The following is a 13305-nucleotide window of genomic DNA, read 5'->3' as shown; positions in this document are numbered from 1 at the left end:
GTCCCCCGACGGGGGTGGGGGTAGCCCCCCGCCCCAGCACGTCGTCGCCCGGTGGGCGGGGTTGTGGCAGGGCCCGCGACCTGCGCCGATACCGTGTACCGGGGGGCGGAGGTGGGCATGGCGGGCCTGGAGTTGGCGCTCGGCGTCGCGGCCGCGGTCGTGCTGCTGGGGGTGTTCGCCGTGCGGATCTCGGTCCGGCTCGGCCTGCCCTCGCTGCTGCTCTACCTCGGCATCGGGATCCTGCTCGGCGAGTCGGTGCTCGGCATCCAGTTCTCCGACGCCCCGCTCACCGAGTCGATCGGCTGGGCAGCCCTGGTCCTGATCCTCGCCGAGGGCGGGCTCACCACGCACTGGTCCGCGGTCCGGCCCGCGCTGGGCGTGGGTATCGCGCTCGCGACGGTCGGGGTGGCCGTCAGCATCGGGGTGGTCGGGGTGGGGCTGCACCTGCTCCTGGGGCTCGACTGGCGCGCCGCGTTCCTGTGGGGCGCGGTGCTGTCCTCCACCGATGCGGCCGCGGTCTTCTCGGTCCTGCGCGGGGTGGGCGTCTCCCGGCGGGTGGCCGGCATGCTGGAGCTCGAGTCCGGCTCCAACGACGCGCCCGTCGTGCTGGCGGTGATCCTGCTCGCCTCGACCGATCCGATCACCTGGTACACGCCGCTGCTCGTCACCTACGAGCTGGCCGCGGGCGGCGTCATCGGCGGGCTCTTCGGGCTCGCCGGGGCGTGGGCGCTGCGCCGCGCGGCGCTGCCCGCCACCGGCCTGTACCCGCTCGCCACGCTGGCGGTGTGCGTCCTCGCCTACTCGGCGGGGCAGCTCGCCCACGCGTCCGGCCTGCTCGCCGTGTACGTCGCGGCACTGGTGCTCGGCAACTCCGACCTCCCGCACCGCGGCGACGTCCGCTCGTTCGCCGAGGGGATGGGCTGGCTGGCGCAGATCGGGGTGTTCGTACTGCTCGGGCTGTTCGTGTCGCCGCCGCGCCTGGTCGACGCGATCGTCCCGGCGCTCGTGGCCGGGGTGGTGCTCATCGTCGCCGCACGCCCGCTGTCGGTGCTCGCGGCGGCGGCTCCGTTCCGGGTGCCGTGGCGCGAGCAGGCGTTCCTGTCCTGGGCCGGGCTGCGTGGAGCGGTCCCGATCGTGTTCGCGCTGGTCGCGCTGATCGAGGGGGCGCCGAGCGGGGCGGCGCTGGTGGACGTCGTGTTCGTGCTGGTCGTCGGGCTCACCCTGCTCCAGGGCCCGACGCTCCCCTGGGTGGCGCGGTTGCTGCGCGTGTCCCGGGCGGCGCAGCCGCGCGAGATCTCCGTGGACGCCGCCCCGCTCGACGAGCTCTCCGCCGACCTGCTGCAGGTCCACGTGCCGGTCGGGTCGCGGCTGCGCGGGGTGTACCTGCGTGAGCTGCGGCTGCCGCGGGGCGCCGTCGTCAGCCTCGTCGTGCGGAACGGGCAGGGCTTCACCCCCTCCGGGGACACCCGGCTGCGCGAGCACGACCAGCTGCTCGTCGTCACCACGACCCGTGCCAGACGGGCCGCGGAGGAGCGGATCCGGGCCGTCGACCAGCACGGCCGCCTGGCGCGTTGGCAGGCCGGGCGGGAGGCGCCGGACGGTAGGGGATGATGGATGGTGTGAGTGAGCACGCGAGCGCGCGATCAGAACCGGGGTCAGAACCCGGATCGGAGCCCGGTGAGGTGCCGGCGAACCCGACCGCGCCCACGGTGCGGCTGCTGTCCCTGATCGCCGTGGCCGTGCTCGCCCTCGACATCGTCACGAAGGTGGTCGCGGTCGCGCAGCTCGAGGACCGCGAGCCCGTCGAGATCCTCGGTGGCCTGGTCTACCTGCAGCTCGTGCGCAACCCCGGCGCCGCCTTCTCCCTCGCCACCGGCTACACGTGGGTGCTCACGATCGTCGCGATCGCGGTGGTCGTGGTGATCGTGCGGGTGGCCCGGCGGCTGCGGTCCACGGGGTGGGCCGTCGCGCTCGGGCTCGTGCTCGGCGGCGCCCTTGGCAACCTCACCGACCGCCTGTTCCGCTCGCCCGGCCCGCTGCACGGGCACGTCGTCGACATCGTGTCGCTCCTCGCCCCGGACGGGCGGGTGTGGCCGGTGTTCAACGTCGCCGACTCCTCGATCGTCTCCGGCGGCGTGCTGCTCGTGCTGCTCGCCCTGCTCGGACGGGAGCTCGACGGCACGCGCAGCGCCTCGAAACAGCCTGGCCGCAAGCGGTCCGGGGATACGGACGAGCCGGCCGGTGAGTGACACCCGACAGCTCCCGGTGCCCGACGGCCTCGACGGCATGCGCGTCGACGCCGGCCTGTCCCGCCTCCTCGGCCTCTCCCGCACCGCGGCGGCCGCGCTCACCGAGGACGGCCGCGTCGCCGTCGACGGGCGTGCCGCCGGCAAGTCCGACCGGCTGACCGCGGGCGCCTGGCTCGAGGTGCAGCTGCCCGACCCGGCGCCGGCCACCCCCATCACCGGGCCGGAGGAGGTGGTGGCCGGGCTCACCGTGCTGCACGCCGACGACGAGATCATCGTCGTCGACAAGCCGGTCGGCGTGGCGGCGCACGCGAGCCCCGGCTGGACCGGCCCCACCGTGCTGGGCGGGCTGGCCGCGCTCGGGTACCGCGTCTCCACGTCGGGCGCCGCCGAGCGGCAGGGCATCGTGCACCGGCTGGACGTCGGCACCACCGGGGTGATGGTCGTCGCGGCCGCCGAGCACGCGTACACCGTGCTGAAGCGCGCGTTCAAGGAGCGCACCGTCGACAAGCGCTACCACGCGGTCGCCCAGGGCCACCCCGACCCGTCCAGCGGCACCATCGACGCCCCCATCGACCGCCACCCGCGCCACGACTACCGGTTCGCGGTCGTCGCGGGCGGCAAGCCCAGCGTCACGCACTACGACACGGTCGAGGCGTTCCGCGCGGCGTCCCTCCTCGACGTGCGGCTGGAGACCGGGCGCACCCACCAGATCCGGGTGCACCTCGCGGCGCTGCGCCACCCCTGCGTCGGCGACCTCACCTACGGCGCCGACCCGGCGCTCGCGAAGCGGCTGGGGCTGCAGCGGCAGTGGCTGCACGCCCGCTCGCTCGGTTTCGAGCACCCGGCCGACGGGCATCGGGTGGAGTTCACCAGCCCCTACCCGCCCGACCTGGAGCATGCCCTCGATCTCCTGCGTGACTAGCCGGCCCAACCCCCCGGCGGTGCCGGTCGGGTGCGCCGGTTGGACACTGGACGGCCGGACGGGATCGGGGACAAGGGGTGAATGTGACCGGGCGGGCCAGGACGGGGGTGCTGTTGGCGTGCGCGGCCGTCGTGCTGCTCACCGCCTGGTACGCCGGGTCGCGGCAGCCGGCCTCCGCCCCGGCGCCCGCCCCCGGATCCGTGCGGCTCGGCCCGGAACCGGGGGAGGACGTCGGCGCGTACCTGCACCGATTGCCCGCCGAGCTGCCCGCACCCGGGGTGGAGGCGCTCGCGCTCGTCCAGCTCGCCGCCGAGTCGTCGGCGGCCGCCGCGGTGCCGGCCCTCGCGGGCACGGTGCCCGTCACGGCGGTGCTGCGCGTGCCGCTGCCCCGCGTGCAGACCGCCCTGCGCTTCGAAGCCCTCGAGCCGGGCGTGCCGGTGCCGGCCGCCCTCGACGCCGCCCGGCAGCGGGCGGAGCAGGCGGCCGCCGCCGACGCGCAGCGGCAGACCGGACGGGCGGCGGAGGTGGCCGCGGTGGAGGCCAGGACGCTCGCCGACCCGGGCGCGCCGTGCGTGCTCGCGGTCGTCGTCCGCGCCCAGCGGGCGGGCCTGGACACGGTGGCCGCGCGACCCGACGTGCGGGCGGTGCACGCCGCGCCCGCCGGGGTCACCGCGCGCGAACTGGCGATCGCCCCGCTGCTGCCGGAGCAGGTCGGGCGCGCCGACCCGCTCCCCGACGACGGGGCGGTCCCGTCATGAGCAGACCTGAGCCGACCGGTGGGTGGGGGTATACCCCCGGATGGACTCGGTGGAGATCCTGATGTCCGTCGCAGAGCTGGGCTGGCACGGTATGCCCATGACGTCGACCGGGGGGAGCGGGCGCGAGCTCGCGGGAGTGGCGTGGACGGGGGAGACGGTCGTGACGGCATCCGTCATCGTCGCGGTGCTCCCCCTCGGGTTCCTGCACGTGAGCAGCATCGGGTCGCTCGACCCGCTCACCTCCGTGATCAGCGACTACGTCTTCGAGCCCGGTGGGTATGCGCTCCTCGGTGCCGCCGCGATCAGCCTTGCGGTGGCGTGCGTCGCGCTCGCCACCGGCCTGCGCCGCGCCGCCCTGCCCGCCGCGCGCCTCCCCGCGGCGTTGTTCGTCAGCGCCGCGGTGTCGCTCGTGCTCGTGGCGCTCTTCCCGACCCACACCCCGGGCACCACACCCGGCCTGGTCTCCACCGTGCACCGCGCCGCGGGCGGCTGGGCGTTCGCGGCGCTGCCGCTGGCCACAGGGCTGGTGGCCGCGCGCGCCCGGTCGGCGGACCCGTGGCGGCCCGCCGCCGTGCCGCTGACCTGGGCGGCCGGGACCGCGGGCGCGGTCAGCGCGTTCTTCCTGCTGAATCATGTTCCGATCGTTATCGCCGGTTCACCGGGTTTTCCCTTCCTCGGCGGGGTGCAGCGTGTTCTCTGTGTAGCGGTGATGGTGGTGCTGGTGATGACGGCCCGGGCGACCCGGCTCGCGGTGGAGCGCGTCGAGAGCCCGGTGGCCGTCCCCCGGACATTGCGGAGTGCCGCATGATCAGCATGATCGGCGATCTCGCCGGACCCGGTCTCGCGATCGTCCTCGCCCTCCTCGGCGCCGGATGCTTCGCCGGGGCCGCGGTGCTGCAGCACAGCGCCGTCACCGCGGGTTCGCCCCGCGACGAGGACGACCGGCCCGACGAGGTGCTGTCGCTGCGCGGCCTGCGCGAGATCACCCGACGGCCCGGCTGGCTCGCCGGTCTCGCCCTCGCCGGAGGCGGCTCCGCGCTGCACGCCACGGCGCTCGTCCTCGCACCGCTGTCGGTGGTGCAGCCGCTCGGCGTGCTGGCCGTCCCGACCGCGGTGCTGCTCACCTCGATGCGCACCGACCGCAGGCCGGCGCCGGGTGTCGTCGTGGGGGTCCTGCTCAGCGTCGCGGGGGTCGCCGTGTTCGTCGGCGCCGCAGCCGGCACCGCCGTCAGCTCGCCACCACCCGACCAGGCCACCCTGATCGCGAGCCTCATCGTCGCCGCCGCCGTCCTCGTGCTCGCCGGGCTGGGCCTCGCCCGCTCCGGCTGGGTCCGCTGCGTCGCCTGCGCGATGGCGGGGGCCACGGCGTTCGGCCTGGTCTCGGCGCTCGTCCGGGCCGTGTCGCAGTCCGTCGTCGCAGGCGACGTCGGGCTGCTCGAGCTGCCCGTGCTCGCCGCGGTGGCCGGGATCGCCGCCGCCGTGCTCGTCGGCGGATGGCTCGTGCAGCAGGCCTTCGCGTCCGGGCCGCCCGAGGTCGTCATCGCCTGCCTCACCGTCGTCGACCCGATCGTGGCCGTGCTGCTCGGTGCGGTCCTGCTGGGTGAGGGCGTGGCCACGCCGGCCGAGACGTGGTTCCTGCTGGCCGGCGCCGCGATCACCGCCACCGCGGGCGTGATCGCACTCGCCCGCCACCACCCCGACGCGGCGGCCGTGCGCGCCGCCCGTCCCGGCGGCCAGGAGGCCACGGCATCGCCGCCGCCGGCCCCACCGCCCCAACCGTCCCCGCCGGCCGCGCAGCTGCGCCCGGCCGACCCCGTGCACCGCCGGTGATCCCCAGCGCCGGCACCTTTCCACTCGAGAGGACACATGTCGTGAAGCCGCTCCGGATCGTGATCGGCGCAGAGACCTACCCGCCCGACGTCAACGGCGCGGCCCGCTTCGTCGAACGCCTCGCCACCGGGCTCGTCGGGCGGGGACACCAGGTCCACGTCGTCGCCCCGTCACCCACCGGGCCCGCCTCGCGCGAGGTCCGCGACGGCGTCGTCGTGCACGGCGTCCGATCACACCGCTACTACCAGCACGAAGGCTTCCAGGTCTGCATGCCGTGGGAAGCGTTCCCGGCCACGGCGGCGCTGGTGGACGAGATCGACCCCGACGTCGTGCACACCAACGCGCACATGGTCGTCGGGCGCGGGGTCGTCCGGGCCGCGCACCGCACCGGCCGCCCGCTCGTCGCCACCAACCACCTCATGCCGGAGAACCTCATCGGCTACAGCCCGATCCCCCGGCCGCTGCGGCGCATGTTCAACACGTGGGCGTGGCGCGACCTCGGCCGGGTCTTCGGCAAGGCGCGGGTCGTCACGGCACCGACCCCACGCGCGGTGGAACTGCTGGTGCGCCACGCCGGCCTCGTCGACGCGCTCCCGGTCTCGTGCGGGATCGACGCGGACCGCTACCGGGCCATCCCGCACAGCTCGGGGCCCGTCCCCACCGTCCTGTTCGTCGGCCGCCTCGACCAGGAGAAGCGCGTCGACGAGCTGATCAGGGCGTTCGCCGCCCTCCCCGAGGGCGTGCCCGGCCGGCTGGAGATCGTCGGCGACGGCGCGCGCCGCGAGGAGTGGACCGCGCTCGCGGCCGGACTCGGGATCGGGGAACGGGTGCGCTTCCGCGGGTTCGTCTCCGAGCAGGAACTGCTCGAGGCGTACGCGGGTGCCGACGTGTTCTGCATGCCCGGCATCGCCGAGCTGCAGAGCCTCGTCACCCTGGAGGCGATGGCCGCCGGCCTGCCGGTGGTGGCCGCCAACGCGATGGCGCTGCCCCACCTCGTCCGCCCCGGCCGCAACGGCTGGCTCTACACCCCGGGCGACCTCCAGGAACTCACCACGCGCCTCGCCGCGCTGCTCGGCGACGCCGCCACCCGGCGCCGGATGGGTGCCGCGAGCCGTGAGATCGTGGCGGCCCACGGGTCGGAGGCCACCCTCGACCGGTTCGAGGGCATCTACGCCCAGGCGCTCGGCCGCGAGCCGGTGGGGATGCGCCGGGCGGCCTGAGGCCCGGTGCTGATCGGTCCGAGATCCGCGCATGCGCCCTCACGAGGGCGCTCCGGGTGGTCTCGCAACGATCAACGCGACATGATCGATCTGAGGGGAAGGAAGTCGTCCTGCCGAGGGCGCTGAGTGTGGTCTCGGAGCGATCAATGCCCCATGATCCAGCGCGAGGCGCACCGGAGAATCGCGCCAACCCCACCGACTCGCGGCCCCAGCCACCGACCGCCCTCGCGTCAGGGGCCGGTGGACGCCACGCGTTCCAGGAGGGCCAGGAGCACGCGGGCCGAGGCCTCCCAGCTGTAGTGCTCCGCGCGGGTCCGGGCGGCCTCGGAGCGCTGCTGCCAGACGTCGGGGTCGTCGAGAGCCTGCACCGCGCGGACGACGCCGTGCACGTCGTCCGGGTCGACGTAGGCCGCGGCGTCGCCGCCGACCTCGCGGAACACCGGGATGTCGCTCACCACGAGCGGCGTGCCCAGCGCCATCGCCTCGACCAGCGGGATGCCGAAGCCCTCGTCGCGGGAGGTGGAGACGAGCGCGGTGGCGCCCCGCAGCACGTCCCGGTAGGTCTCGTCGCTCGCACCGTCGTGGAACACGATCCGGCCGCCGGGAGCGAGGGCGGTGAGCCGGGCCCGCTCTTCCGGGCTGATGCGGCTCATGAGGTGCAGCTCGTGGCGGGGGAGCGCCGGCATCGCGCCGGCGAGCGTGCCGACGTTCTTGTAGGGCATGAACGAGCCCATGTAGACCAGCGCACCGGTGCGTGGGAGGCGTGGGAGGTCGGGGGCCGGGTCGGGTGCGTTCGGCACGACCGTGACGGGCCGGCGGGTGAGGCGGTGCTGCGCGATCAGGGCTGCTGTCGTCTCCGAGACGGTGACGACGGCGTCGGCCCGGTCCAGCAGCACCCGCTGCGGCCACCACGCGAGGTGGTAGAGCCGCCACAGCAGCCGGATCGGCAGCGCGAACTCCGGCGGCGGGGTGCGGTTGCGGTAGTAGATGAGGTCGTGCAGCGTGAGGACCAGCGCGTAGTCGCGGCCCCAGCCGCCCATCGTCTGCATCGGGGAGAACACGACGTCGGCGCCGAGCCTGCGCACCTGCCGCGCGACGAGGGGCTCCCGGATGCTCGTCGGCGCGCTCACCCGGTGCCGCGGCAGGTCCGGCAGGGCGGCGAGCTGGCGTTCGTCGCTCACGAGCAGCTCGACGCCAGGGTGCAGCTTCGCGAGCTCGGTGGCCAGGCCCACGGTGTAGCGGCTGATGCCGTCGTGGTGGCCGGTGCGGACGTACCGGCAGTCGAGGAGGATCTTCACGGCGCCCGTTCTCATGGGGCGGGGTGCAGGGCCGCGACGAACGACGTGATCTCGCGGGCGACGGCGGCGGGCGCCTCGTAGTGGGCGAGGTGCCCGGTGCCGGGCACCACGGCGAGGCGGGCGTCGGGGAACCGGCCGGCCAGCGCGCGCTGGGCGGGGAGCGGGGCGATGTCGTCGCGCTCGGCGGCCACGAGGAGCGTCGGCACGCCGACCGCGGCCGCCGACTCGGCGACGTCGTGGCGCACCGACGCGTGGAACGCCTCCAGGAGCGTGCGCCGGTCGGCGAACGTGGAGAAGTACCGGTCGTGCTCGGCGTGGATCCAGCGGCGCAGCGCGGCGTCCGGGGTGGTGGCCATGGCGGCGCTCGCGATCCGGGTCATGAGCGGGTGGCGCAGCAGCCACGTGCCGGCGCTCTCCGGGAGCGCGCCGGCGAACCGGTGGTAGAGCACGGTGAGCCCGGTCAGGAACCGGCGCGGCCCCGCGAGCGCCGACGCCGCGATCGGGTTGACGAGCACGAGGCCCCGCACGTTCGCGCCTCCCGCGACCGTGGCGGCCGTGACGATCGAGCCGAAGGAGTGGCCGGCGAGCACCGCGTCGCCTGCCGGCGCGAGGGCGGCGAGCAGGTCGCGCGTCCACGCCGAGTAGCCGCCGATGTCGTGCGGGTCGGACGGCAGCGGCGGGGACGCCCCGAACCCGGGCAGGTCGGGCACGACGACCTGCACACCCGAGAGATGGGCGACGATCGGTTCGAGGCCGTGGTGGTCGCCGCGCAGCCCGTGGACGAACACGATCCGGTGGGCGGCGTCGTCGGGCCCGTACACCCACAGCCGCGTGCGCCCGCCCCGCAGCGCGAGCGACGACGTGCGCACGGGCACCCGCGCGACGAGCTCGGCGTAGGGAGAGGCGGCCATCGAACAGGAGTCTAGAGATCGCCGCTCACGCACCCGTGCCCGCTCACTCGCTCGGACCACGGCCCGAGCCCCGACTTCGCACACCCAGCCCCGACTTCGCACACCGCGCGCTCTGTGCGAAGTCGGGGCTCGATGTGCGAAGTGGACCAGGAGCAGGGGGTTCGACGGGGGTGGGACCGGGTTCTCGGAACTGTCGGGGGCCGGAGCTAATCTGGGCCGTCCCCAGCGCCCTCGTCGACCCGCGGTTTCGAGGCCCGGGGGGCTCGGTCAGGTCCTGCATGTTCGCGCGCCGCCCCGGCGGCGCCAGGAGGGAGCTTCCCACCCCATGGCGGCCAGCGGATCCGGTGGTGACAGCTTCGTCCACCTGCACACCCACACCGAGTTCTCCATGCTCGACGGGGCGGCGCGGCTGGACGACCTGTTCAAAGAGGCCGCGCGCATGGAGATGCCGGCGCTGGCGATGACCGACCACGGCAACGTGTACGGGGCCTACGAGTTCTGGCGCAAGGCCAAGGCGCACGGCGTCAAGCCGATCATCGGGATGGAGGGCTACCTCGCCCCGGGCAGCCGCCACGAGCGCAAGCGGGCCACGCTGGGTGGCCAGCAGGTCAGCGACGACAACCCGGGTGAGATGTACACCCACATGACGTTGCTGGCCGAGAACACGGAGGGGATGCACAACCTCTTCCGGCTCTCGTCCCTCGCGTCGCTCGAGGGCTACTACTACAAGCCCCGCATGGACCGGGAGCTGCTGGAGACCTACGGCAAGGGGATCATCGCCACCACCGGGTGCCCGTCCGGTGAGGTGCAGCGGCTGCTGCAGCAGGGCCGCTTCGACGACGCCGTGCAGGCCGCGAGCGACTACCGCGACATCTTCGGCAAGGACAACTTCTTCTGCGAGCTGATGGACCACGGCATCGAGATCGAGAAGCGGGTCCAGAAGGACCTGTTCGACCTCAAGAAGAAGCTCGACCTGCCGGGGCTGGCCACCAACGACCTGCACTACACCTACGCGGAGGACGCCAAGCCGCACGAGGTGCTGCTGTGCGTGCAGACCGGCAAGACCCTCGCCGACCCGGGCCGGTTCAAGTTCGACGCGCAGGACTTCTACCTGAAGTCGGCCGCCGAGATGCGCGCCCAGTGGGACCCGCAGTTCCCCGAGGCGTGCGACAACACGCTGCTGGTCGCGGAGCGGGTGGACCTCGGGTTCACCGAGGGCCAGGACCTCATGCCGCGCGCGCCCGTCCCCGAGGGGGAGACGGAGGAGAGCTGGCTGGTCAAGGAGGTCGAGCGCGGCCTCCACATGCGGTTCCCGAAGGGGATCACCGAGCGGTACCGCAAGCAGGCCGAGTACGAGGTCGGCGTCATCATCCAGATGGGGTTCCCGGGCTACTTCCTCGTGGTGGCCGACCTCATCCAGCACGCCAAGTCCGTCGGCATCCGGTGCGGCCCCGGCCGCGGTTCGGCGGCGGGCTCGCTCGTCGCGTACGTCCTGGGGATCACCGACCTCGACCCGATCGAGCACAAGCTGATCTTCGAGCGGTTCCTCAACCCCGAGCGCATCTCGATGCCCGACATCGACATGGACTTCGACGAGCGCCGGCGTGGCGAGATGATCCGCTACACCACGGAGAAGTACGGCGAGGACCGAATCGCGCAGATCATCACGTACTCCACGATCAAGGCGAAGGCCGCGATCAAGGACTCGGCGCGGGTGCTCTACGGGCAGCCCGGCTACGCGGTGGCCGACCGCATCTCCAAGGCGATGCCGCCGGCCGTGATGGGCAAGGACATCCCGCTCTCGGGCGTCTTCGACCCGGCGCACAAGCGCTACTCGGAGGCCACCGAGGTCCGGGCGCTCTACGAGGCCGACGCCCAGGTCAAGGAGATCATCGACACCGCGCGCGGCCTGGAGGGCCTCAAGCGGCAGTGGGGCGTGCACGCCGCCGGCGTGATCATGTCGAGCAAGCCGCTGATCGACGTCATCCCGATCCAGCGCCGCGAGGCCGACGGCGCCATCATCACGCAGTTCGACATGGGCGCCTGCGAGACGCTCGGGCTGCTGAAGATGGACTTCCTCGGCCTCCGCAACCTCACGATCATCGACGACGCCCTGGACAACATCGAGCTCAACGGCAAGCCGAAGCTCGAGATCGAGTCCGTCCCGCTCGACGATCCGAAGACCTACGAGCTGCTCGGGCGCGGCGACACGCTCGGGGTGTTCCAGCTCGACGGCGGGCCGATGCGCGACCTGCTGCGGCGCATGGCCCCCACCGAGTTCGACGACATCTCGGCCGTCGGCGCGCTGTACCGGCCCGGCCCGATGGGCGCCAACGCCCACAACGACTACGCCGACCGCAAGAACAGGCGCCAAGAGGTCACGCCGATCCACCCGGAGCTGGCCGAACCCCTGAAGGACGTCCTCGGCGAGACGTACGGCCTGATCGTCTACCAGGAACAGGTCATGGCGATCGCCCAGAAGCTCGCGGGCTACTCGCTCGGCAAGGCCGACCTGCTGCGCCGCGCCATGGGCAAGAAGAAGAAGGAGATCCTCGACAAGGAGTACGAGGGTTTCGCCCAGGGCATGAAGGACCACGGCTACTCGGCCGACGCGGTCAAGACGCTGTGGGACATTCTGCTGCCGTTCTCCGACTACGCGTTCAACCGCGCCCACTCCGCGGCGTACGGCGTGGTCTCGTACTGGACGGCCTACCTCAAGGCCAACTACCGGGCCGAGTACATGGCCGCCGTGCTCACGTCGGTGCGCGACGACAAGGACAAGGCCGCGATCTACCTGGCCGAGTGCCGCCGCATGGGCATCACGGTGCTGCCGCCGGACGTCAACGACTCGGTGCGCAACTTCGCGCCGGTCGGGGACGACATCCGGTTCGGGCTCGGCGGCATCCGCAACGTCGGGGTGAACGTCGTCGACGCGATCGTCGCGGCCCGCCGGGAGAAGGGGGCGTTCACCGACTTCTCCGACTTCCTGCGCAAGGTCGACGCCGTCGTCTGCAACAAGAAGGTCATCGAGTCGCTGGTCAAGGCCGGGGCGTTCGACTCGCTCGGCCACCCGCGCAAGGGCCTTCTGCTGGTGCACGCCGACGCGATCGACGCGGTGATGACCACCAAGAAGGCCGCCTCGATGGGGCAGTTCGACCTGTTCGGGTCGATGGACGGCTCCGGCCCGTCCGAGCTGGACGCCGTGTTCGACGTGAAGGTGCCCGACGACGAGTGGGACAAGAAGCACCGGCTCGCCGTGGAGCGGGAGATGCTGGGCCTCTACGTGTCCGGCCACCCGCTGCAGGGGCTGGAGCAGGTGCTGCTGTCCAAGTCGGACATGTCGATCTCCTCGATCCTCGAGGGCTCCACCGACGGCCGGATGTCCGACGGCCACCAGGTCACGATCGGCGGCATCCTCACCGGTGTGAACCGCCGGGTGAACAAGAACGGTGAGCCGTGGGCGTCCGCGCAGCTGGAGGACCTCGCGGGCGGCATCGAGGTGCTGTTCTTCCCGCGGTGCTACCAGGTGGTCGGCGTCGACGTGGCCGAGGACGCGATCGTGCTGGTCAAGGCCAGGGTCAACAAGCGCGACGACCGGGTGTCGCTGATCGTGGCCGACCTCGCCGTCCCGGACCTCTCGGCCGGGGCCGGCGGTGCCGGTGCCCCGGTGATGGTGAGCATCCGCACCGAGCTCGTCACCCCGCAGCGGGTGTCGAGGCTCAAGGAGGTCCTGTCCCACCACCCCGGCACGTCCGAGGTGCACCTCAACCTCCTCTACGGCACCAGGACCACCACGTGGAAGCTCGACGACGGGCTCAAGGTCACCCAGTCGTCGGCGCTGATGGGGGACCTCAAGGCGCTGCTGGGACCGGGGTGCGTCGGATGACCGGGCCGCAGCAGGGGATGAACGCGGACGAGCACTTCCGCAACGCCCACCGCTACCTGGAGGAGGCGAAGCGGCGCACGTCGCAGCTGGAGAAGGACGACCGCTTCGCGGCCGAGGAGATCCAGATCCTGCTGGGCATCGCGCAGGTGCACGCCACGCTGGCCACTGCTCCGCAGGCACAGCGGATCCCGCCATCGCCCGGGCAGCCCGGCGCGCCGCGTTAGGAGCGCG

Annotated in this window: 11 protein-coding genes; 9 read left to right on the top strand and 2 right to left on the bottom strand. The window is 73.2% G+C overall.

The annotated features are described in order from the left end of the window. Window positions 1–117 precede the first annotated feature (117 nt). The 7 genes from ACU436_RS33575 to ACU436_RS33545 all read left to right on the top strand — a co-directional run bounded on the left by ACU436_RS33575 (window position 118) and on the right by ACU436_RS33545 (window position 6979). Window positions 118–1611 carry a potassium/proton antiporter gene (locus ACU436_RS33575; RefSeq protein ID WP_459031074.1) on the top strand — a complete coding sequence of 498 codons (1494 nt, stop codon included), beginning with the start codon at window positions 118–120 and terminating at the stop codon, window positions 1609–1611. 71 nt (window positions 1612–1682) lie between these two features. After that, window positions 1683–2249, top strand: coding sequence for a signal peptidase II (gene lspA, locus ACU436_RS33570; RefSeq protein WP_459031073.1), 567 nt, complete (start codon window positions 1683–1685; stop codon window positions 2247–2249). A 37-nt stretch (window positions 2250–2286) separates the two neighbouring features. Further along, entirely contained in the window at window positions 2287–3171 is an 885-nt protein-coding gene (locus ACU436_RS33565) for an RluA family pseudouridine synthase (RefSeq protein WP_459031138.1), read from the top strand. 83 nt (window positions 3172–3254) lie between these two features. Further along, window positions 3255–3929: a hypothetical protein gene (locus ACU436_RS33560; protein WP_459031071.1), complete on the top strand. Its 675-nt coding sequence runs from the start codon at window positions 3255–3257 to the stop codon at window positions 3927–3929. 97 nt (window positions 3930–4026) lie between these two features. Then, on the top strand, window positions 4027–4737 hold the full coding sequence (locus ACU436_RS33555; protein WP_459031070.1) for a DUF998 domain-containing protein: 711 nt from the start codon (window positions 4027–4029) through the stop codon (window positions 4735–4737). Beyond that, entirely contained in the window at window positions 4734–5759 is a 1026-nt protein-coding gene (locus tag ACU436_RS33550; protein WP_459031069.1) for a DMT family protein, read from the top strand. The genes ACU436_RS33555 and ACU436_RS33550 overlap by 4 nt, the downstream gene beginning before the upstream one ends. Before the next feature lie 41 nt (window positions 5760–5800). Then, a complete protein-coding gene (locus tag ACU436_RS33545; RefSeq protein ID WP_459031068.1) occupies window positions 5801–6979 on the top strand; it encodes a glycosyltransferase in 1179 nt (392 codons plus the stop codon). Between the two features lie 230 nt (window positions 6980–7209). Here the strand turns inward: ACU436_RS33545 and ACU436_RS33540 are convergent, their stop codons facing one another. Beyond that, on the bottom strand, window positions 7210–8277 hold the full coding sequence (locus ACU436_RS33540) for a glycosyltransferase family 4 protein (RefSeq protein WP_459031067.1): 1068 nt from the start codon (window positions 8275–8277) through the stop codon (window positions 7210–7212). Between the two features lie 11 nt (window positions 8278–8288). Further along, a complete protein-coding gene (locus ACU436_RS33535; protein WP_459031066.1) occupies window positions 8289–9188 on the bottom strand; it encodes an alpha/beta fold hydrolase in 900 nt (299 codons plus the stop codon). A 325-nt stretch (window positions 9189–9513) separates the two neighbouring features. On the opposite strand from ACU436_RS33535, the gene dnaE reads away from it, so the two are divergent. Together dnaE and ACU436_RS33525 are read left to right on the top strand one after the other, a co-directional pair. Then, window positions 9514–13074 (top strand): DNA polymerase III subunit alpha, encoded by a 3561-nt coding sequence (dnaE, locus tag ACU436_RS33530; protein WP_459031065.1) that lies wholly within the window; start codon window positions 9514–9516, stop codon window positions 13072–13074. Further along, the gene (locus ACU436_RS33525; protein ID WP_459031064.1) at window positions 13071–13298 is read left to right on the top strand and encodes a hypothetical protein; all 228 of its coding nucleotides are present in this window, start codon (window positions 13071–13073) and stop codon (window positions 13296–13298) included. The genes dnaE and ACU436_RS33525 overlap by 4 nt, the downstream gene beginning before the upstream one ends. The last annotated feature ends 7 nt before the right edge of the window (window positions 13299–13305 follow it).

It is taken from the genome of Pseudonocardia wallangbongensis, from assembly GCF_054486945.1.
Note: the sequence above shows the minus strand (reverse complement) of the source record. Positions and strands in the feature narration are given on the sequence as shown.